The sequence below is a fragment of the Streptomyces sp. NPDC005963 genome (assembly GCF_040638655.1).
Lineage (GTDB): Bacteria > Actinomycetota > Actinomycetes > Streptomycetales > Streptomycetaceae > Streptomyces.
The window spans coordinates 184803-205197 of the sequence record NZ_JBEXVD010000011.1; the positions used below are offsets into that span (position 1 = coordinate 184803).

Consider the following 20395-nt stretch of genomic DNA (forward strand, 5'->3'; position numbering starts at 1 on the left):
GCGGGACCAGAGCCACACCCTGGTGCGTACGGTGTCGTTCGCCGGTCGGGGCGTCGCCGAACTCTCCGTCTCGTACGGAGAGTTCTCGCTCCCCCTGCGGGACTCCCTGCTGGACCGCGCCTTCGAGTGTTGGCTGCACGCGGACGACATCGCGAGCGCGGTGGACTACCCGTACGACGCACCCCGCGGGTCCCACCTCAACCGGATGATCGACCTGGCCGCGCGGCTGCTGCCCGCGACGCTGGCGGCACGTCGTCGACAGGGTCTGGCCTCGCCGCCGAAGCAGTTGGTCGCGGCGGGCGCGCCGGGTCGCTCGCTGCGGTTGGAGGTGGAGGGCGCAGGCGGTGGCAACTGGTACATCGCGCTCGACTCACCGGCCGCGCTGGGTTCACCCGACCACGCAGTGGCGCAAGTCGCCTTGGAGGGCGTCGAGTTCTGCAAGCTGGTCGCGGGCCATGTGTCCCCGCGGGAGGCGGCGGCCGGACAGGACGGCGACCGCGAGGCGATCAGCGAAGTGCTGCTCGCCGCGGCGTCCCTGGGGCGCCTGTAGCTCCGACCGCTGCCCTTCCTTTCGCGAGCCGATCGCGAGCTGTTTCGAGAGCCGCTGTCAGTGCCGTGGGTCATGCTCGGTGCCATGGACGAGACGACTTTCTGGCAGCTCATCGACACATGCAGCCCACCGGACCCCGATCCCGAGGCCGATCTGCTCGCCCCCGCGCTGACGGCCCGACTGCTGACCGGCCCGGTCGAGGACGTCATCGGCTTCGCCGAGCAGTTGTCCCGGGTGCTGTACCTGCTGGACACCGAAGAGCACTGCGGCGACGACCTGTCGGGCGACGCCTTCCTCTACACGCGTGCGGCCGTCGTCGCCGCGGGCCGGCGGACGTACGAAGAGGTGCTGCGCGAGCCCGCCAGGTTTCGCCCGTTCGCCGAGGAGCTGATCTGGGCCGAGTCCCTGCTGTACGTCCCGGACGAGGCGTACCGTGAGCTCACGGGCAAGGAGTGGGACCGCGCCACCCGCTACAGCTACGAGTCCTTCTCAAACTCCGACGGCTGGCCCGCCCGCTAGGGAGTCCGTACGGAGGGCGGGTCCAGCAGTGGCCGAGCACGGCGATCGGCCTCAGGCGAAGACCACCGTACGGCGGCCGTTGAGCAGGATGCGGTGCTCGGCGTGCCACTTCACCGCCCGGGCGAGTGCCTGGCACTCCACGTCCCGGCCGACCGCCACCAACTGCTCGGGGGTCACCCCGTGCCCCACCCGCTCGACCTCCTGCTCGATGATCGGGCCCTCATCGAGGTCCGCGGTCACGTAGTGGGCCGTGGCACCGATCAGCTTCACCCCGCGCTCGTGCGCCTGGTGGTAGGGCTTCGCGCCCTTGAAGCTCGGGAGGAAGGAGTGGTGGATGTTGATGATCCGGCCGCTGAGCTGCTTGCACAGGTCGTCCGAGAGCACCTGCATATAGCGGGCGAGCACCACCAGCTCGACGTTCTCCTCCTCCACCAGCTCCAGGAGGCGCGCCTCGGCGTCCGCCTTGTTCTCCTTGGTCACCGGAATGTGGTGGAAGGGGATGCCGTAGGACCCGACCAGTTCGGCGAAGTCGAGGTGGTTGGACACTACCGCCGCGATCTCCACCGGCAGTGCGCCGATCCGGGAGCGGAAGAGCAGGTCGTTGAGGCAGTGGCCGAACTTGCTGACCATGATGACGATCCGCATCGGCTCGTCGGCGAGGTGGATCTGCCAGTCCATCTGGAAGGAGTCGCCGACGGCCGCGAAGCTGGCGCGCAGCTTCTCCACGGTCACGGGGGCTTCGGCGGAGAAGTGGACCCGCATGAAGAACAGACCCGTGTCCCGGTCACCGAACTGCTGGCTGTCCTCGATGTTGCAGCCGGTGATGAAGAGATAGCTCGACACGGCGTGCACAATGCCCTTTTTGTCCGGGCAAGAGAGCGTCAGGACGTACTGGTCGGTCATCCTCGTAGGGTGCCACACCTGCGGACCCTCACCCGATTCCGTCCGTTACGCGGAACGAGTCATGATCCGCAGCACGTCCAGCGACCGCGGCGGCACGTCCGGCTCGTCGCCATCGTTGGCGGACAGTTGCAGATGGGCTTCCCGACAGGCGTTCACCGCTTCCGGCCAGCCCTGGTGCGCCATATAAGCGGACACATGGGCATCCGCACCCACCTGGTGCATCACGCGCAGCACCCGCAACACGGCGGCGTCGACCAGGGCGGCCTCGTTCGCATCGCGGAAGATCGTCCCGATGTACTTGTCGGCGGACCAGTTGTCGAGCCAGGTGTCCTCGACCAGCCGGTAGACGGCATCGGTCACATCGCCGTATCCCTCACGGCCTATCAGCCAGGTCTCCTGGTGGAAGACGGGGTCCGAGAGCATGTGCAGCGCGGAGCGCACGTTGGCGCGCCAGCGCCACCAGGGCATGTCGTTGGGCGGCATACCGCCCATGGTGGAGGAACGACGGGCGCGACGGGAAGAGGAGACGGAACCTTGCTGCACGTGTTCGATCGTACGGTCCCTGCGTCACGGACGCGCACAGGCCCTCCCCCGCCCTTCATACGACCGTCATCCGTCGTTGCCCCGCGCACCGCGCGCCGTTCCCCGGGCGCCGGAAATCTGAACGCCCATGACTCCTTGGCGATCCGTCCCCTCCCTGCGAACCCGACGGCCCCGACTGCCGGTCGCGACCCCGGCAGGAAACAGGCGGGGGACCAGGCGGGGGACCCTTGCCGCCGCGCTGGTCGCGACCCTGGCCATGGTGGCGACCGGGTGCGGAGCCATCCCCGGCATCGGAGGCGACTCCCGAACGACCGTCACCGTGATGACCTTCGCCCCCGAGGGCACCGAGGCCACCAACATGCCCGGAATGCCCGCCATGGCAACGGCGTACGCGCGCTGGGTCAATGCGCGGGGCGGCATCGACGGACACACCCTGCGGGTCATCACGTGCAACGAGCACAACACCAGGCAAGGGGCCACCGACTGCGCCAGACGGGCGGTCGATGAGGGCGCGGTCGCCGTCGTCGGCTCCTACAGCCAGCACGCCCGCTCCTTCCTCCCCCCGCTACAGTCGGCCGGCATTCCGTTCATCGGCGGATACGGGATCTCGCACGAGGAGTTGAGCAGTTACCTCTCGTACCCGATCAACGGCGGCCAGATCTCCCTGCTGGCCGGGCACGGCGTCCAACTCGCGGACGTCTGCGGACGCGTCGCGCTGGTACGGCCCGACTCACTCGCGGGTGAGTCGCTGCCCTCCCTGCTGGACGCAGGACTCGCGCAGTCGGGCCGGGAGCCCGTGGCCGTCCTCGCACCCGAGGACGCGACCGACTACACGCGGTACGCCCAGCAGGCGCGTGCCCATGCGCGTGCCGGCGACGGGGAACGCCCGGGCTGCGTCACCACCGTGCTCGGGGAGCGGACCGAAACTTTCTTCGACGCCTTCCGGAGGCTGCCCGGCGAGCGGGACGGGGTCCGGGTCTCGTCGGTCCTCGGCAGCGTCGACCAGCCGCTCATCGACCGTACGGGCGGACCTTCGGGTATCTTCGAAGGCGCCTTCCTCACCGGCTGGTACCCGCCCGCAGGCGATGTGCGCTGGGCCGGGCTGCGCCGGGTGATCGAGGACCACGCCTTCGACGACGACCGTATCGATCCGGCCGACCCGGGCGTCCAGACCACCTGGATCGCCTACACCGTGCTGACGGCGGTGATCGAGGCGCTCGACGGGGACGAGATCACCCCGGCCGCGATCTCCCTGGCGCTCGATCGCGGGCTCGTGGTGCCCACCGGCGGACTCACCCCGCCGCTGCGCTGGCTCCACGAGGACACCCTGGGAGATCGCGGCTTCTCTCGGATCGTCAACCGGAGCGTCACCTTCCAAGTGGTACGGAAGGGGCGACTGGTGGCCCAGCGAACCGACTTCGTGGATGTGAGCGCCACACTGCGGGCGACCCGACGCACCTGATGGGACAGCGTCGCTGCGCACCGGGCGAGGGCACCAGGACCAGGACCAGGACCAGTGCAGCGCGAAGAGTCTCCGCGCCACCTAAAGCTGGTCGCTCCGGCGCTCGGTCAGGTCGTAGCGGGCCGCGATGGGGTTCCACAGTCCGGCGGCCTCCTGCTTGGCCTTCGTCGCCTCGCCGCTGGCGCGATTGCCCTGGGAAGCCCTCTTGCTGGTGCGCGCCTTGCCGTCCCGGCACCACTTCTTGCTCTTGACCTGCTTGGCCCAGACGGCGTAGTGGTCATCCGCGGCTGCGGACGCCTTCCATGCGTCGGTGAGCGACTCGGCCAGTTCCTCGTGCTCGGGCAGCCGGTCGATCTCCAGCTTCTCCAGCCGGTCCACCAGACCGCGGCGCTGGTCGGCCGCGCCACGCAGATCCCGGGACGCCTGGTCGAGGTCCTCGCACTCCTTGATGTTCGCGACCGACCGGATCACCACGGCACGGCTGTCGTTGCTGTCGGCGAGCAACCGGTCCAGCGCCCGCGCCTGCTGCTCGACGGGGTCGGCCTCGGCGGCCTTCGGCGAGTTGGCGGTGCTCGGTGTGGACGGAGCCGCGGCAACGTTCTTTCCGGGGGCCACATCGGCCGGCCCCTCGTCCTCGCCGCCGAACACCAGGGCGCTCACGCCGAGACCGAGCACCGCACACCCGACGACGACGGCGACGCCGACCATCGGCAGCGGGAACGAGGAGCGACGGCGTGGGCCGGTCCCGCCCTGTCGGCGACGACTCCGGGGCGGGCCGGGCGGCTGCGGGTGCGAGCCCGCGGCGTGGCCGGGCCCGGGTGGCGTCGGGTCCTGGCCGGCACCGGCACGGAAGAGGTTGTCGAACTCGGCGGGCGGCGGACGGTCTCCGGGTGCGCCGGGGCGAATGCCGTAGGGAGCGCTGGTCGGAGCGTCCGGTACGGGCTGCCCGTACGCCCCGGCGGGCCGCCGGTGCCCTGAATGCGCCGGCCTCTCGGGCGGCAGCGCGCCCGGTGCGACCGGCGGGAGGTAGGCGGTCGCATCCCCGGCACCGGGAACACCCACACCACCCGGCACAGCACCACCCGACGGCACAGCGCCACCCGAGGACACAGGCGGAATCACCTGCGTCGCATCCATCCCACCCGCCGATCCGGGCGGCACCGGCGGGAGGTAGGCGGTCGCGTCCCCGGCACCGGGAACACCCACACCACCCGGCACAGCACCACCCGACGGCACAGCGCCACCCGAGGACACAGGCGGAATCACCTGCGTCGCATCCATCCCACCCGCCGGCCCGGGCGGCACCGGCGCGATGAACTGCGTGGCGTCAAAGGCTCCGGGAGGTCCGGGCGTCATCGACTGCTGCGGCGCTTGGCCGTGCCCTTGACCGTGCCCTGGACCGTACGAAGGCGGCACCACCTCGTCCGGCAACGGCAGGGACGCGCCGGCGGAGGCGTCGGCACCCGGTGTTCCGTAGGGGGACCCGTCGGGCGGGCCGTATCCGGCCTGCTGCGGGTAGGGGTGCGGCAACTCGGCCGAGGCGTAGGGCATTTGTGCGGACGGATCGGTCACCGACTGCTGCGCCCCCCAGGGTTCGCCCCACGGCTGCCCACCCGCGGGTGCCGTGTGGTCGGCCGGGTCCCCCGGCACCCAGGGGCCGGAGCCGTCGGCGGGCAGTACGACGCCTTCCCGGGCGGGCCGGGCATCGGGATGCCGCTCGTCACCCTGTCCGCTGTGTGTCACCAGGACTCCTACGTATCGGCCTACGGAACCGTCGGGTCACGCTACCGGGTGCCCTCCGTCGCCCTGCGCACACATGTGCGGGGGCCTGGCAACGACCCTGTACACATGGCCAAAGGGCCGACGATCTGTGACCGCAGTCACAGGCCGAGGGCCCCGGGGGCCACCCTCCGGACCCGCCAAGCGACCCGCCACGAGGGCAGCCCAAAGCCTGCCCCGAAGCAGGCTGAAGGCCGCCGGGAACCCCCCGTTCACCTCGGAAGGTGAGCAACGTTCGGCCCCCGACGGCATCGATGGTGGCGGACTCAGGCGCCCCTCACGCGGCCTGCATCTCGACGCGCGCCCCGAACTCCCGGACCGCCGGCTCCTCCCCGTACGGCTCCAACCGCAACTGGAGGTCCTCCAGGTACTCCGCGCCACGGCTGGACCGCAACTGCCCCAGCAACTCCACCGCGCGCGTCCCCGTGTGGCACGCCTGCTCCACCTCGCGCTGCTGCACCTGGGCGGTGGCCAGCAGGACCAGACCGATCGCCCGCCGCCGCGCCCGGGACTCCGGATGGCCCTCCACGGACTGGGTGGCGTGGTGCGCGGCTGCTTCCGGCTGCCCCAGATCCCGGTAGCAGTGGGCGAGTTCGTCCGCGAGGTACGCCTGGTCGAAGTGGGTGATCCAGCCGGGGTCGTCCCCGCCCTCCGCTTCGGCCCGCTCCAGCGCCGCCATCGCCTTGCCGACCACGGTGTGACAGGTGTGGGCGTCCCCCAGCAGGGCGTGCCCGCGCGCCTCCGCGGCGAAGAACATGGCTTCGGCCCGTGGAGTGATCCGACCGCGCGCCCCTTCCTGTGCGGCGCGCGCCAGTTGGGCGATCTCCCGCGGATTGCCCAACTGCGCCGCGAGATGGCTCATCGACGCGGCCAGGACGTATCCGCCGTAACCGCGGTCACCCGCGGCCTGCGCCAGCCGGAGCGCCTGGATGTAGTAGCGCTGGGCGAGTCCCGGCTGTCCGGTGTCCACCGCCATATAGCCGGCCAGTTCCGTGAGTCGGGCCACCGCGGCGAACAGGTCACGGCCGATCGCATCCCGATAGGAACCCGAAAGCAGCCCGGACACCACGGAGTTGAGGTAGTGCACCACGACCGGTCGGACATGTCCGCTGCCGAAGCGGTGGTCGAGTTCGGTCAGGGCGCGGGTCATCGCCCGTACCGCCTCGACGTCCGAAGCGCCGACGCGCGCTCCCGCGGTGCGCGCCACCTGACCGTCAGCGCCGGTGATCAGCCAGTCCCGACTGGGCTCCACCAGTGCCGAGGCGGCCACCGTCGCCCCGGAGAGGAAGTCGCGGCGGCCCACGTCACTGCGCCACAACTCGCATACCTGCTCGATCGCGCCGAGGACGGTCGGCGAGAACTGGAGGCCCACCCCCGATGCGAGGTTCTTCCCGTTGGCCATGCCGATCTCGTCGATGGTGACCGTACGGCCCAGTTTCCGGCCGAGCGCCTCGGCGATGACGCCGGGAGCCCGTCCGCGCGGCTGCTGTCCCCGCAGCCAACGGGCCACCGACGTCTTGTCGTAGCGCAGGTCGAGCCCGCGTTCCGCGCCGACCATGTTGACGCGACGTGCGAGTCCCGCGTTGGAACATCCGGCTTCCTGAATGAGCGCCTGCAGCCGTTCGTTCGGCTGTCGGGCGACAAGAGACCTGGCTGCCATTGGTAACCCCCTGAGGCCACGATCCACGCAGGGATCACTGCCCGGCTGATTTACGGAGAATGCAGACTTCCGCGGCTTGGTCTGTTTTTTCCAGAAGTCCCGGCGGATTTCCGGATCACGCCGACTATGCTTCTGGCGCGGGCAGAGACGGCGTGTCGCCCCCCTATGTATCAGTGGGTACCCGCCCCCGTGGCCGGTCCGCACGCGCGCCCCCGTCCGTGCATCCATGCGCCCCATATGCGGGATCATGACCATGGGCGGCCCGTAGGACGCCCGTAACCCTAGGTGACAGCGGAAGTTGAGTGGTGCGTGGAAGAGACCATGGGAGTTGCAGAGGCCGCACAGATCCCCCAGCAGAGAGGTGAGCAGCTGCTGGATCATGCCGTGCGGTACGCGGAGGAACGGCACTGGGACGTTTTCCCCGGTACCTGGCTGGAGTCGGACGACGGCAGGGTGCGCTGCTCCTGCGAACAGTCCGACTGCGCTGCGCCCGGTGCGCACGCCACCGGCTCGGACTGGGCGAACCAGGCCACCGGAAGCGCCACCGCCGCGCGCCGCATGTGGGGCAAACACCCCAAGGCCTCGATCCTGCTCCCCACCGGCCGCACCTTCGACGCGCTCGACCTCCCCGAGTCTGCGGGCTTCTTGGCGCTCGCCAGGCTGGAGCGGATGGACCTTCCGCTCGGCCCGGTGACCTGCACCCCTGATCGACGAATGCTGTTCTTCGTCCTCCCGGGCGGCGCACAGAAGGTGCCGGACCTGGTCCGTGGCCTCGGCTGGGCGCCGAGCTCGATCGATCTGGTCGGCCGGGGCGAGGGGCACTACATCGCGGCTCCGCCGACGCGGGTGGGCGCGCAGGGCGCGGTGCAGTGGGCGCGGCGGCCGACGCCAGCGAACCGCTGGCTGCCGGATGCGGAAGAGCTGATCAGTCCACTGGCGTACGCCTGTGGCCGGGAGGCGGTGGCGGCTCGCGCCCGTGGGCTTTAGCTCACCCTTACATAAGGTGGACCCGTACGGACGCGAACACGTGGACGACACGTAGAACACAACGGGAACACCGAAAGGCGGGGGGCACCATGCCGGATGACCGGGCGATGGGAGCCGCGGAGGCGGACGGAGCACACACGGCACCGTCCGCTGTTCGCGTCGAGGGCCTGTGGAAGAGGTTCGGCGAGCAGATCGCCGTATCCGGCATCGACCTGACACTCCCCGCCGGCAAGTTCATCGGCTTGGTCGGGCCCAACGGCGCCGGCAAGACGACCACGTTGTCGATGGTCACCGGACTGCTGCGGCCCGATCAGGGGCGCGTCGAAGTCGCCGGGCACGATGTGTGGCGCGACCCCATCTCCGTCAAGTCCCGCATCGGCGTCCTGCCGGAGGGGCTGCGACTCTTCGAGCGCCTGTCGGGCCGGGAGCTGCTGGCCTACGGCGGACGGCTGCGCGGGCTGCCGGGCGACGAGGTGGACAAGCGCGCCACCCAACTCCTCGACGTGCTCGACCTCGCCGGCGCCCAGCACAAACTGGTCGTCGACTACTCGACCGGCATGCGCAAGAAGATCGGTCTGGCTTCGGCCCTGCTGCACAACCCCGAAGTGCTCTTCCTCGACGAGCCGTTCGAGGGGGTCGACCCCGTGTCTGCCCAGACGATCCGCGGGGTGCTGGAGCGGTACACGGCCTCCGGGGCGACCGTCGTCTTCTCCAGCCATGTGATGGAGCTCGTCGAGTCGCTCTGCGACTGGGTCGCGGTCATGGCCGCAGGACGCATCCGCGCACAGGGCCCGCTCGCCGAGGTCCGCGGCGACGCCCCGAGCCTCCAGCACGCGTTCCTGGAACTCGTGGGGGCGAGCGGACGGGACACGGGGGACTCCCTGGACTGGCTCGGCGGGGGCGGTGCCCGGTGACCGCCGCAGAGAGCCGCTCGACGCCCGTGGGCCATACGGACGCGGTGACGCCCGCCGGCGGTCTCCGGGGCGCCGAACTGGGCGGCCGACAGTTGGCCGGCGTCTTCGTCCGACTCAAACTCTCGCTGCTGCGCAACGGGCTGCGACAGTCATCGGCGCGCACCGCCGTCTTCGTCGTGTCGCTGATCTTCGCCCTGTTGATCGCAGCCGGCCAACTGCTTGGCCTGGTACTGCTGCGGGGCCATACGGACGCCATGACGGTGGCCGTGCTCCTCACGGCGATCCTGGCCCTCGGCTGGGCGGTGCTTCCGCTGTTCTTCCCCAGCGGTGACGAGACCCTGGACCCGACCCGGCTGGTGATGCTGCCGCTGCGTCCGCGCCCGCTGGTGTTCGCGCTGCTCGCCGCCTCCCTGGTGGGCATCGGCCCGCTGTTCTCGCTCTGTCTGGTCCTCGGCGCGGCGCTGGCGCTCGCCCACGGCGCGTTCGCCACCGTGGTCTCGGTGGCCGCCGTGCCGTTGACGCTCCTGGTGTGCGTGGCCCTGGCGCGGGCGGTGGCGGCCGGCAACATCCGGCTGCTGACCTCGCGTAAGGGCCGCGATCTGGCGGTGCTCAGCGGTCTGGTGATCGCGGTCGGCATCCAGGTGGTGAACTTCGGCGCCCAGCAGCTCAGTCGCTCCGGTGGGGTCTCCGCCCTGGAACCGGTGGCCGAGGTCGTACGGTGGCTGCCGCCCGCGTCCGCGATCGGCGCGATCGAATCCGCGAGCAACGGCTCCTACGGCGTCGCCCTCGCCCAACTGGCCCTGACCACGCTCGCCCTCCAGGCCCTGCTCTGGTCCTGGGCACGGAGCCTGACGGCTCTGATGACCACGCCCGACGGCTCCACCCTGGCCGCGTCCTCGGCCCCGACGCGCGAGGGCTCCGCGACGGGGATGCACCGCCTGCTGCCCGAAGGTCGTACCGGCGCGACGATGCAGCGCAGCCTGCGCTACATGTGGCGCGACCCCAAGACCAAGGCCGCCTGGGTGTCGGGCCTGGCCATCGGGCTGCTTGTGCCCCTGTTCAACGTGGTGCAGGGCCTCGGGTCGATCTACTTCTCCTGTTTCGCGGCCGGGATGCTGGGCGTCCAGATGTACAACCAGTTCGGTCAGGACACCTCGGCCTTCTGGATGGTCGCGCAGACCATCTCCACCACCCGTGACGCCTACGAGGAACTGCGGGCCAGGGCACTGGCGCTGCTCGTGGTCACGCTCCCGTACACGGTCGCGGTCACCGTGATCGTGGCCGTGGTCCTCGGAGACTGGAAGACGCTGCCGTCGGCGCTGGGACTCTCGCTCGCCATCCTGGGCGCGATGCTGGCGACCGGCGCGTTGGCGTCGGCCCGCTTCCCCTACTCGATCCCGCAGGACAGCGCCTACAAGAACGCCGCGCCCGGGCAGGGTGGCATCGCATGGATGTCGATCCTCGGCGGAATGCTGATCGCGACCCTGCTCTGTGCTCCGGTGATCGCGGCGACGATCTGGCTGCACGCGACGGACGGCCACGAGAACCTGTGGCTCCTGCTGCCGTTCGGCGCGGCCTACGGGCTGCTGCTCGGTTGGGCCGGGGTCCGGCTGGCCGCGCCCTGGACGGCGAGCCGGCTGCCGGAGATCCTGACGGCCGTCAGCAAGGGGTAGCTCCACTCGTACAAGGGGCCGCCGGTCGACCAACTGCTCGACCGGCGGCCCCTTTTCGTATGTGCGGTCGACGACGGCAGCGACGGTTTCACGTCGAAGGGGAAGGGCCGCGCCCTCGCACCTCAGTGCTGTTCGCCGGCCGGTGGGGGCTCGACGGTGTGAAGCCCCAAGGAAGGAAGTCCCGTTCACACGGGGGCGCCCGACGGTCGGCGCCACCCGACAGTCCCCACCGTGAGCCGTGTCGACGGCCATACGGGCGATCCCGCCGAGCGGGGTACGGCTGGAAACGGGTGATCGGTCGCCGACGCATCCGACCTTCACCGTCCGCGTACGCAAGACTCCCGAGCGCAACCACCCGCAGTCGTGAAGGAGCTCCCTCCATGCGTCGTACGCACAGCGTGCTCGCCGTCGCCACCGCCCTGGTCCTGGGCGGGACGGCCGTCGCAGCGGCCGAAGCCGCACAGCCCGCCCGTGCCGGCACCCTGTACGCCCCCTCCGCGCTCGTGCTGACCATCGGCAAGGGAGCGGCGAACGGCGTCACCTCCACCGTCGAGCGGGCGGTCACCCTGGACTGCGGGCCGTCGGCCGGCGGCAGCCATCCGGCATCGACTGCGGCCTGCGGTGAACTGGAGCGGGTGGACGGGGAGTTCACGGCGCTGCCCTCCGCGCTCCCGTACACGACCTGCACCCGCCAGTTCGAACCGGTCACGGTGACGGCGGACGGGGTGTGGCGGGGCCGACACCTCACCTGGTCGGGCACGTTCAACAACGGCTGCGAGATGGTGGCGAGCCTCGGCGGCGGCGCGATCTTCGCCTTCTGAACTTCCAGAACCACCTTCTGAACCGTTCGACGCAGATCGACAGGCCCGGACCCCCGGGGCCCTGGGACACGGTCGACGGGCCCGCCCCGCAGTTCGGGGACGGGCCCGTCGGCACCGTGGAACGGGACTACGGCACGGCCGGGAGCCCGGCGGTCACTCCTCCAGTCCGCGTACGCCGTCGAGGAAGGGCTCGATGGCGGCACGCCACCCCTCCGGCTGGTCGTAGTGGATGAGGTGACCGGCATCGGGCACCTCCGCGTACTGGCCCTGCGGCAGCACCCGGACCATCTCCTGGGCCTCCGCACGGCCCAGTTTGCCGTCCACGCCACGGACTACCAGCGTGGGGCACTCGACCAGGGCGAGATCTTCCCAGTGCGCGTCGTGGACCCATGCTTCCCGGGACTTCAGCATCTGCCGCCGGGAGAACACCGGACGCCAACCGTCCGCACGCTCGGCCATCACCTCCGCGTAGAACTCGCCCCGGGACGCGCTGGGCTGCTCCATGGTGGGGTCGTCCTCGCCGAACCACTTGCGCACGTCCGCCAGGGTGGCGAACGGCACCGGCCAGGCGCGGAACCACTCGTCCCACTCGCGTTGCGAGGCGGCTCCCAGTGCGGAGGCCCGCATATCGCAGATGATCAGCGCCTTGACCAGCTCGGGACGTCTGGTGGCGACCTGCCAGGCCGTCAGCGCACCCATCGCATGACCGATCAGCACCACCGGCGCGACGCCCAACTGTTCGATCGCGGCCTCGGCATCGGCCGCATACGCCTCACGGGTGTACGGGCCCTCCGTCGGCTTGTCGCTCCGACCGTGGCCCCGCTGGTCGAGCGCGATCGCCCGGTGCCGCTCGGCGAGCCAACGCGCCGTCGACGCCCAATGGGACGCCCGGCCCATCAGCCCGTGCAGCAGTAAGACACCCGGCGCATGCACGGGCTCCTCGACACTCCGCCCCTCCCCACCCCACTTCGGCGGGTCCGCGTACTCCCATGCGGCCAGCCGTACGCCGTCGGCTCCGGTCACGTCGATGCGCCGCACCATGTGCCCGGCACCCCCTTCTGTCCCCTGTTGACCTGTTCGGCTGCCCACCCGCAGCTTATCGAACTCACATTCGAAAACACGCTTCTGACGTGCAACACCCCTCGTTCGAGTGACCGCCTTCCAGGATTGACCGTCTCCGGCGGGGGGAGATCTTCAGCGGGAGGCGGGCCGCTCGGGGAAGACGGTCCGAGGGGATTGACCCTGGGAGCTCGGGGCTCCGGGTCAACACAGGGGAGGACGGGCCCCGGCGCCCTTGGGCGCCGGGGCTCTCCCCCGCGACACCGGGCATCCACCCGACGCGTTTCGATCCCGCTGATTTCATGGGCCCCACCGAGCACGGTGAACCCACCGAGTGCGACACCCTTCCAAGGCACCGTCGCCCACTGGCGTCCGGCCGTCGATGCGACACCACCGTGCGCTGCGACGGCCCCCCGCCCGTCGAGCCCGCCACCGAGCCCACCGCCGAGGGCTCCGGCTGCGCCAGGAACACCACAGCACGGCTCCAGAGGCCGCGGCGCCCGCGCCCACCGGCCCGATGGACCGGGGCACCAGCAGAAGAGGCGTCCCGTTGCCCTCCGAAGGCACCGCGGACCGGGTGGGGAAGGGGTACGAGAGGGGCTTCGCGCGGACGATCTCCACAGCAGCCCGGAGGCTCCCCACCACGACGCCACGGCCGTGGGACACGCGTAGATTGGCTCCGGGGGCTGGGGACCTGTGGACTGCGCTGCTCGGTACGCGGGGCGTACGACGGGCGCATCACCCTGATCCCTCCCCGGCCTTGGGTCATATGCCTCAGGGCCAGACTGGCACGCGATTCGCCCGGGCGTTGCCATTCCGGGCGGAAAACGTTCTCAGAGATGCCGGTGAGGGCAATGGGGTGCACGCCCCCTCGTCCACACCGAAGGACGCGGGCGGGACCCTCAGCAGGGTCCCGTAACCCCGCGCGCTACTGCTTCGCCACGAAGACGTGCGAAGCGACGTCGGCTTCGAGCTCCGCCGCCTCACCGCTGCTGCCGACGAGCACTCCGCCGGCCGACTCCGTCACACTCACCACGGAACCCGGCTGAACCCCGGCCCGCCGCAGCGTGTACATCAACTGGGCGTCGGTCTGGATCGGCTCCCCGATCCGACGGACCACCACCGTCTTGCCCTCGACCCCGGGGTCGAGGTCGGCGAGCGAGACCATGCTGTCGTCCAGGAAGGGATCGGCCTCGGCCTTCTCGCCCAGCTCCTCCAGGCCCGGAATCGGGTTGCCGTAGGGAGACTCGGTGGGGTGGCGCAGCAACTCCAGCACCCGCCGCTCCACGGCCTCGCTCATCACGTGCTCCCAGCGGCACGCCTCGGCGTGGACCTGCTCCCACTCCAACCCGATCACGTCGACCAGCAGGCACTCGGCCAGCCGGTGCTTGCGCATCACGCGGGTGGCCAGGCGCCGGCCCTCCTCGGTCAACTCCAGATGACGGTCTCCCGCGACCGTCACCAGACCGTCCCGCTCCATGCGGGCCACGGTCTGGCTGACTGTGGGACCGCTCTGGTCAAGCCGCTCCGCGATACGCGCGCGCATAGGAACCACACCTTCCTCTTCCAGCTCAAGGATGGTGCGGAGATACATCTCCGTGGTGTCGATCAGTCCGGACATACGTGCCCCTCGATGAAATCGTGCGCTGCGGCCCCGACTCAATTCTTACGCATCGCACTGACAACTGTGTCGCGCCGGAGAAAGCCGCTAGCTCAGGCCGTATTGACAGTGGAGTGGTCCAGACCTCAACGTGATCCGCGGCACGGGATATTCCCGGCACGCTCCATGTTCCATTCGTACCCGGGTACGCGTGTTTCGCATAGCGTTCCCACACACCCCGAAAGGGCTCGGCGATGAGCGAGAGCAAGCTGGCCGGTCGGTTCTTCGACGCTTCGATCGGTCTGCTGCAACGCGTACGGGACGAGGAGGCGGAGAACATCGCCGCCGCGGGCGAGGCGATAGCGGACACCGTAGCCTCCGGAGGCCGATTGTTCGCCTTCGGCGCGGGCCACTCCTCACTCGCGGCGCAGGACGTCGTCTACCGTGCGGGCGGCTTCGCACTGATGAACCTGCTCGCCGTACCGGGGGTGGTCGGCGTCGACGTGATGCCGGCGACGCTCGGCTCCGCACTGGAGCGCGTGGAGGGGCTGGCCTCGGCCGTGCTCGACACCGGCCCGCTGAAGGCCGGCGATCTACTGGTGATCATCTCCCTGTCCGGGCGCAACACCCTGCCGGTCGAGATGGCCCAGAACGCCCAGGCGCTGGGCATCAAGGTCATCGGGGTCACGTCGGTGGCCTACGCGGACGCCACCAGCGCCCGGAACGCATCGGGCACCTTCCTCAAGGACCACTGCGATGTCGTCCTCGACTCCAAGATCGCCGTGGGGGACGCGGAGCTGACCCACGAGGGCATCGAGGCCCCGTTCGCCCCGGCGTCGACCGTCGTCACCAGCGCCATCATGCAGGCGATGATGGCGACCGCCGCGGAGCGACTGGTGGAGCGGGGCATCGAACCGCCACTGCTGAGGTCGGGGAACGTCGACGGCGGACACGAATGGAACGGCCGCGTGATGACGGAGTACGGCGACCGGATCTTCTACCGGCGCTAGGGAGTGTCCGCGGGCCCGTCCGCACGTCGAAACCGCGCCCCGGTGGCCGGGCCCTCATCGGCTCGGCGACCGGGGCTTCGTCCGCCCCCGGCCCGCCAGGGCACGGTAGACAGGCGGGACTTTGCGGGCACGACCTAGGGTCTTTCTTTTGGATCAGGCTGGATCAGGGAGCGGGGTCTGGTGCCGTGGATCGCAAGGCGAAGGAATGAATCACTGCGGTGGGGGCACCTCCCGTGCCCCCAGGCACAGGGGGCCATTGGTGATTGACGACAACGCGGCGTGGGGGTACCTCCCGTGCCGCTAGGCACAGGGGGAGCGCGGTGCCAGGGCACGCGAGCCCAGCAAGATCCGAAAGAAGGGCCCTAGCGGGCCACCAGGGCAGCCAGGTCCAAGGCGGAGGCCGTCAGGGACGACATGCTCTCCGCGTACACCGCATCCGGCCGTTCGAAGGCGGGTCGGGACGGGCCGCGCAGAAAGGTGACGACCCCGAGCGTGCGACCCCGGCTCCTGAGCACCGTGCAGAGCGCGTGCGCCGACTCCCGGGGCCAGCGGCGGTCCTTGGACCACTTCGCGAGCTCCGCCCCGGACGCCGTGCCCGGCGCGCTCGCCCGCACCGAACCGGTGCGATCGGCCGCCTGAAGTGCCGGATGCCCCGGCGGATAGGTGAGCGGAGGTCCGCCGCCCGGCACGGGGAGGCAGGGGCCCGGTGCACCGGTGGGCGTCGCCGCCGCGCGGACGAGCCGCCCGCCCTCGCCCGCCTCGACGACGTCCACCACCACGTGATCGGCGAATCCCGCGAGGGCGAAGTCGAGATAGGTCATGGCCGCCGCTGTCGGGTCCGCGGACTCGGCCGCCGCCCGGCCCGCCCGGTGCAGTTGGCCCGCGCGGAAGCGCAGCCGGTCGGCCTCCTGTTCGGCCAGGCGCGACTCGGTGACGTCGTGGAACAGCCAGGCCACGCCCAGCGGCACCGGCTCCTCGGCCAGCGGGGAGCCCAATCGGAGGAAGCCGCTGCGCCAGCACCTGCGCCGGCCTCCTGCGGACCCGCTGCCGGCCCGGTCGTCGGCCGTGCCGCCCGCCAGGGTCACCCACACCTCGCTCAACCCGCGCTGGGCGCCCTCGGCCAGGACGTGGTGGAGCGACGACTCCAACTGCTCGACGCCCTCGACGATCATCTCGCCGAGGGGACGCCCGAGCGGTGAGGCGCCACCCGCGGTCAGGGCCCGCTCGGCATAGCCGTTGACGGTGGTGGGCCGCAGATCGACGTCCACCAGGACCACGCCCCAGGAGGCGTCGTCGAACAGGGCCTCGCTCAGGGCTATGGAGCGTTCCAGGTCGATCTGGGCATGGACCTCGCTGAAGGCGCAGTAGACGCCCGCGGGGCTGCCGTCGGCGCCGAGTACGCGCGCCGACTGGGTCCGTACGAGCACCCGCCCGCCGTCCTTGCGCAACAGCGCGAACTCGTCGACCTGACGTCCGGGTGCGGCCATCACCGCCATCAGTCGGCGCGCCACCTCGTCCGCGTCGGCCCTGCGCACGGCCCATCCGGTGAAACCACGCCGGCCCACGGCCTCGTCGGGCGACCAGCCGAGGATGCGCTCGGCCTCACGGTTCCAGTGGGTGATCGTGCCGTCGGCGGCAAAGGCACAGAGTGCCGCGTCCATCCCGTCGAGGAGGGCGGCAAGCAACTCCGAACACGGCTCGCTCACCGTGTCGTCCTGCGCCGCTCCGCCTCGGCCCGGGGGCCAGGACGAGTCGGCGGTCTCGCTCGTCTCGCTCTTCGATGCACTCATACCGGCCCCCTGAAGGACGCGTCCGCGCGAGTTGATGCACGTCAGACCATTCAACTCGAACGTGACCGGGGACACACGGGGTTCCGAAAAAGCGATGCACATTAATTCGGTTGAACGGCTCGGCGGAGGTTCCTAGGGTGTGGGCACACAGGAAAGGAGGTGGTTCGGAAGATGTATGCATACCGGACGAGTGAGGTGGCTGCGGGCTAGGGCCTGCTGCCGCACTTCGTGCAGTCGGCAGACCTCCTGCCGCAATCCAAGCAGTCACCGACCCGCGGGCTCGCCGGTATCGTCCGGCCGGCCCCTCCGCAAGGAGGGACCAGAGCCCGCGGGTTTCTGCATGGGCGCACCACACCGATAAATTCGTCATGTGCACGCCCATTCTGCTGCTTTTTGAATGAGCCGGTTCCGGGTGGTCCGATTCCGTACCGCCGTATTTCGTGCGGATCCACGGGCCGGGGGCTCGGCGATTCCGGGCAGGCGGCAGAGGCCGACCCTCCGGGGCGAGCGGCCCGGCGGGCACACGGGGGATCGACCGCGGACCCGTCAGGGGGACAGCCGCTCGACCCGCCAAGCCTTGTCCCCTTCGAGACGACCCCCCTCGCGGTGGCCGTCCCCTTCTTCGACTACCTCGGCTTCTTCGGCCCGTACGTACCGCAGCCGGTCGTGCAGCCGGTTCTCGTGTCCCTGCCAGAACTCGGCCGTCTCCGGCACCACGCGGAACCCGCCCCACTCGGGCGGCGCGGGCACCTGCTCCCCTTCCGGGTAGCGGTGGGCGAGTTCCTCGTACCGCTCCACCAGCTCCTGTCGCGAGCCGATCTGGGAGGACTGCTCGCTCGCCCAGGCGCCCAGTTGGGAGCCGTGCGGCCGGGTCCGGAAGTACGCCACCGTCTCCTCGCGGCTGACCCTCGTCGCCGTGCCGGTGACGATGATCTGACGGGCGATCGGATGCCACGGGAACAGCAGCGAGACCTGCGGGTTCTCGGCGATCTCCCGGCCCTTGCGCGAGGCGTAGTTGGTGTAGAAGACGAAGCCCCGGCCGTCGTAGTGCTTGAGCAGCACCGTGCGGGTGGAGGGGCGGCCGTCGGGCGTGGCCGTGGCGACGACCATCGCATTGGGCTCCTGGAGCGCAGCCGCCGTCGCCTCACGGAACCAGCGGGCGAACTGGTCCATCGGCGTGGGCGCGAGGTCCGACTCCAACAGGGGCGTCGAACGGTACTGCTCGCGCATGACGGCGGGGTCCGGAACGGGCTCCAGGTCGCTCGACGTACGCGCCTTGGCGGCGGGATCCGGGGCAGCGGCGTGATCGGTCACCGCTTCATCCTGCCCCAACGCCCCCGCCGCGCGACACGCAGTGCCAGATCTCGTTCCTTCCCCAGGGCCCTGGGGGTCTAGGCGCCTTCGCGCTCACGGAGCTGGCGCCGCAGGATCTTCCCGGACGGGGCCCGGGGAACCGTCGTGACGAAGGTGACCCGGTGGACCTTCTTGTACGGCGCCACCCGGGCGGCGACATGGGCCATCACCTCGTCCGCGGTCAGCTGTCCGGCGGCGACGCGACGCACGACGAAGGCGGCGGGAACCTCCGTACCGTCCTCCTCGCGGATCCCGATCACCGCCGCGTCCGCTATCAGCGCGTGCGTGAGCAGCACCGCTTCGAGCTCGGCCGGGGCGACCTGGTACCCCTGGTACTTGATCAGTTCCTTCACCCGGTCCACGACGAAGAGCCAGCCGTCGTCGTCGACGCGCCCGACATCGCCGGTGAACAGCCAGCCGTCCTTGTCGACCAGGGCGGCGGTGGCGTCCGGACGGCCCAGGTACCCCCGCATCACCTGCGGGCCGCGGATCGCTATCTCACCCTCCTCGCCGGGGCCGACGGTGCGCGTCCGGTCGTCGAGGTCGACGATCCTCATCTCCGTGGACGGCAGCAACCGCCCGACCGTCCCCGCCGGCGGATCGTGGGCGTCCAGGGGGACGGCGTGGCAGTTGGGCGAGAGTTCCGTCATGCCGTACGCCTGCCGGACGGGGGGCAACCCGAGCCGGGCCGAGCAGGCGAGGGCGAGTGAGGCATCGAGCGGGGCCGCCGCGCAGACGATGTGCTCCAGCGAGGTGAGGTCATAGCGGTCGACCGCCGGGTGCTTGGCGAGCGCCAGGACGATCGGCGGCGCCACGTACAGCCGGCTCACCCGGTGCCGTTCGATCGCCCCGAGGAAGCTGTCGAGCTCGAAGCGGGGCAGTACGACGACAGTCGCTCCCTGCCGCAGCGGCCCCGTCAGCAGCGCGGTCAGACCGTAGATGTGGAAGAACGGCAGCACGGCGAGGATGCGGTCGTCCCGGCCCACCGGGAGCAGCCGGTGGAGTTGGGCCAGGTTGGTGGCGATCGAGCGGTGACTGAGCCGGACGCCCTTGGGCAGACCGGTGGTGCCCGAGGAGTAGGGCAGGACCGCGATGTCCTCGGCGGGGTCGAAGTCCACGTGTGGTTCGGGTGCGGTCGAGCGCAGGAGGTCGCGCACGCTCCGGCGCCCTCCGGGATGCTCGCTGACGAATATCTCGGCGATCCCCGGCACCAGCTCCGCCGATCGGCGGGCGACTTCGAGCAGCGCGGGAACGGTGACGATCCAACGCGCGCACGAGTCCCGCAGCTGTCTGGCCAGTTCCTCGGCGGTGGCCAGGGGATGGACGGTGGTGACGGTCGCACCCGCACGGGTCGCACCGAAGAAGAGCCCGGGGTAACCGACGGTGTTGGGGCTGTGCAGGGCGATCACATCGCCCTTGCGCACGCCCGCGTCGGCGAGGGCCGCCGCGATCCGACGGTGTTGGTGGTCCAGCTCTGCATAGCTGACGGTGGTGCCGTGCACCGCGTCGATGAGGGCGGTCGCGGTGCCCAGTTCGGCGGCCCGGGCGAGCACCGCATCGTGGATGGGTTCACTGACGGGCTGGACGTCTGCGTAGTGGCTGCGGAACACCATGGGAGCCCCCTCGCTGTGCATCGCCGTGCAGTCAAGGCTGGAGGCCCAGAATCGCGGTTGCGCACCCGCTTGGGGAGACCCGGGGAGGCTCCGGATGCCGTGAGACGGGTGGGGAGGGATCAGATCCGGCCGAATGCGACGATCCGACCGGACCCCGCC

At 70.6% G+C, this 20395-nt stretch carries 16 protein-coding genes and 1 pseudogene; 8 read left to right on the forward strand and 9 right to left on the reverse strand.

Going from position 1 to position 20395, the window contains the following annotated elements:
- Both ABZ348_RS17790 and ABZ348_RS17795 read left to right on the forward strand, forming a co-directional pair.
- Window positions 1-550 (forward strand): annotated as a pseudogene (locus ABZ348_RS17790) (hypothetical protein); the annotation flags it as partial.
- An 84-nt stretch (window positions 551-634) separates the two neighbouring features.
- The gene (locus ABZ348_RS17795; protein WP_358933968.1) at window positions 635-1069 is read left to right on the forward strand and encodes a DUF4240 domain-containing protein; all 435 of its coding nucleotides are present in this window, start codon (window positions 635-637) and stop codon (window positions 1067-1069) included.
- A 51-nt stretch (window positions 1070-1120) separates the two neighbouring features.
- Here ABZ348_RS17795 and purU read toward each other — a convergent pair whose 3' ends face one another.
- Window positions 1121-1972, reverse strand: a complete 852-nt coding sequence (gene purU / locus ABZ348_RS17800) for a formyltetrahydrofolate deformylase (protein ID WP_358933970.1) — start codon at window positions 1970-1972, stop codon at window positions 1121-1123.
- A 45-nt stretch (window positions 1973-2017) separates the two neighbouring features.
- Entirely contained in the window at window positions 2018-2464 is a 447-nt protein-coding gene (locus ABZ348_RS17805) for a hypothetical protein (RefSeq protein ID WP_358934045.1), read from the reverse strand.
- Window positions 2465-2771: 307 nt separating this feature from the next.
- On the opposite strand from ABZ348_RS17805, the gene ABZ348_RS17810 reads away from it, so the two are divergent.
- Window positions 2772-3977, forward strand: coding sequence for an ABC transporter substrate-binding protein (locus tag ABZ348_RS17810; RefSeq protein WP_358934047.1), 1206 nt, complete (start codon window positions 2772-2774; stop codon window positions 3975-3977).
- Between the two features lie 81 nt (window positions 3978-4058).
- Here the strand turns inward: ABZ348_RS17810 and ABZ348_RS17815 are convergent, their stop codons facing one another.
- Window positions 4059-5720 carry a hypothetical protein gene (locus ABZ348_RS17815; RefSeq protein WP_358933972.1) on the reverse strand — a complete coding sequence of 554 codons (1662 nt, stop codon included), beginning with the start codon at window positions 5718-5720 and terminating at the stop codon, window positions 4059-4061.
- A gap of 313 nt (window positions 5721-6033) precedes the next feature.
- Window positions 6034-7416 carry a transcriptional regulator gene (locus ABZ348_RS17820; protein ID WP_358933974.1) on the reverse strand — a complete coding sequence of 461 codons (1383 nt, stop codon included), beginning with the start codon at window positions 7414-7416 and terminating at the stop codon, window positions 6034-6036.
- Between the two features lie 321 nt (window positions 7417-7737).
- Here ABZ348_RS17820 and ABZ348_RS17825 point away from each other — a divergent pair, with 321 nt between their 5' ends.
- The 4 genes from ABZ348_RS17825 (at window position 7738) to ABZ348_RS17840 (ending at window position 11811) form a co-directional block, all read left to right on the forward strand.
- The gene (locus ABZ348_RS17825; RefSeq protein WP_358933976.1) at window positions 7738-8403 is read left to right on the forward strand and encodes a bifunctional DNA primase/polymerase; all 666 of its coding nucleotides are present in this window, start codon (window positions 7738-7740) and stop codon (window positions 8401-8403) included.
- A gap of 89 nt (window positions 8404-8492) precedes the next feature.
- Window positions 8493-9317 (forward strand): ABC transporter ATP-binding protein, encoded by an 825-nt coding sequence (locus tag ABZ348_RS17830; RefSeq protein ID WP_358933978.1) that lies wholly within the window; start codon window positions 8493-8495, stop codon window positions 9315-9317.
- 44 nt (window positions 9318-9361) lie between these two features.
- Window positions 9362-10990, forward strand: a complete 1629-nt coding sequence (locus ABZ348_RS17835) for a transporter (RefSeq protein ID WP_358934049.1) — start codon at window positions 9362-9364, stop codon at window positions 10988-10990.
- Between the two features lie 380 nt (window positions 10991-11370).
- Complete coding sequence (locus ABZ348_RS17840; protein WP_358933980.1) at window positions 11371-11811, forward strand: subtilase-type protease inhibitor; 441 nt, start codon at window positions 11371-11373, stop codon at window positions 11809-11811.
- 153 nt (window positions 11812-11964) lie between these two features.
- Here ABZ348_RS17840 and ABZ348_RS17845 read toward each other — a convergent pair whose 3' ends face one another.
- Window positions 11965-12852: an alpha/beta hydrolase gene (locus tag ABZ348_RS17845; protein ID WP_358933982.1), complete on the reverse strand. Its 888-nt coding sequence runs from the start codon at window positions 12850-12852 to the stop codon at window positions 11965-11967.
- 946 nt (window positions 12853-13798) lie between these two features.
- The gene (locus tag ABZ348_RS17850; protein WP_358877142.1) at window positions 13799-14491 is read right to left on the reverse strand and encodes a metal-dependent transcriptional regulator; all 693 of its coding nucleotides are present in this window, start codon (window positions 14489-14491) and stop codon (window positions 13799-13801) included.
- A gap of 233 nt (window positions 14492-14724) precedes the next feature.
- Here ABZ348_RS17850 and ABZ348_RS17855 point away from each other — a divergent pair, with 233 nt between their 5' ends.
- Window positions 14725-15480, forward strand: a complete 756-nt coding sequence (locus tag ABZ348_RS17855; protein WP_358933984.1) for an SIS domain-containing protein — start codon at window positions 14725-14727, stop codon at window positions 15478-15480.
- A 362-nt stretch (window positions 15481-15842) separates the two neighbouring features.
- Here ABZ348_RS17855 and ABZ348_RS17860 read toward each other — a convergent pair whose 3' ends face one another.
- From ABZ348_RS17860 to ABZ348_RS17870, 3 genes are all read right to left on the reverse strand, one after another.
- Entirely contained in the window at window positions 15843-17270 is a 1428-nt protein-coding gene (locus ABZ348_RS17860; RefSeq protein ID WP_358933986.1) for a PAS domain-containing protein, read from the reverse strand.
- A gap of 546 nt (window positions 17271-17816) precedes the next feature.
- Entirely contained in the window at window positions 17817-18500 is a 684-nt protein-coding gene (gene pdxH, locus ABZ348_RS17865; RefSeq protein ID WP_358934051.1) for a pyridoxamine 5'-phosphate oxidase, read from the reverse strand.
- A 161-nt stretch (window positions 18501-18661) separates the two neighbouring features.
- The gene (locus tag ABZ348_RS17870) at window positions 18662-20236 is read right to left on the reverse strand and encodes a 4-coumarate--CoA ligase family protein (protein ID WP_358933988.1); all 1575 of its coding nucleotides are present in this window, start codon (window positions 20234-20236) and stop codon (window positions 18662-18664) included.
- Between the last annotated feature and the right edge of the window lie 159 nt (window positions 20237-20395).

Bases quoted from the DNA above. Each gene is read 5' to 3' on its own strand.
- ABZ348_RS17850 (WP_358877142.1), bottom strand. From the start codon at position 14,491: ATGTCCGGACTGATCGACACCACGGAGATGTATCTCCGCACCATCCTT.
- pdxH (WP_358934051.1), bottom strand. From the start codon at position 18,500: ATGCGCGAGCAGTACCGTTCGACGCCCCTGTTGGAGTCGGACCTCGCG.
- ABZ348_RS17805 (WP_358934045.1), bottom strand. From the start codon at position 2,464: ATGGGCGGTATGCCGCCCAACGACATGCCCTGGTGGCGCTGGCGCGCC.
- ABZ348_RS17855 (WP_358933984.1), top strand. From the start codon at position 14,725: ATGAGCGAGAGCAAGCTGGCCGGTCGGTTCTTCGACGCTTCGATCGGT.
- ABZ348_RS17820 (WP_358933974.1), bottom strand. From the start codon at position 7,416: ATGGCAGCCAGGTCTCTTGTCGCCCGACAGCCGAACGAACGGCTGCAG.
- ABZ348_RS17840 (WP_358933980.1), top strand. From the start codon at position 11,371: ATGCGTCGTACGCACAGCGTGCTCGCCGTCGCCACCGCCCTGGTCCTG.
- ABZ348_RS17860 (WP_358933986.1), bottom strand. From the start codon at position 17,270: ATGAGTGCATCGAAGAGCGAGACGAGCGAGACCGCCGACTCGTCCTGG.
- ABZ348_RS17845 (WP_358933982.1), bottom strand. From the start codon at position 12,852: ATGGTGCGGCGCATCGACGTGACCGGAGCCGACGGCGTACGGCTGGCC.
- ABZ348_RS17825 (WP_358933976.1), top strand. From the start codon at position 7,738: ATGGGAGTTGCAGAGGCCGCACAGATCCCCCAGCAGAGAGGTGAGCAG.
- ABZ348_RS17830 (WP_358933978.1), top strand. From the start codon at position 8,493: ATGCCGGATGACCGGGCGATGGGAGCCGCGGAGGCGGACGGAGCACAC.
- ABZ348_RS17810 (WP_358934047.1), top strand. From the start codon at position 2,772: ATGGTGGCGACCGGGTGCGGAGCCATCCCCGGCATCGGAGGCGACTCC.
- purU (WP_358933970.1), bottom strand. From the start codon at position 1,972: ATGACCGACCAGTACGTCCTGACGCTCTCTTGCCCGGACAAAAAGGGC.
- ABZ348_RS17870 (WP_358933988.1), bottom strand. From the start codon at position 20,236: ATGGTGTTCCGCAGCCACTACGCAGACGTCCAGCCCGTCAGTGAACCC.
- ABZ348_RS17795 (WP_358933968.1), top strand. From the start codon at position 635: ATGGACGAGACGACTTTCTGGCAGCTCATCGACACATGCAGCCCACCG.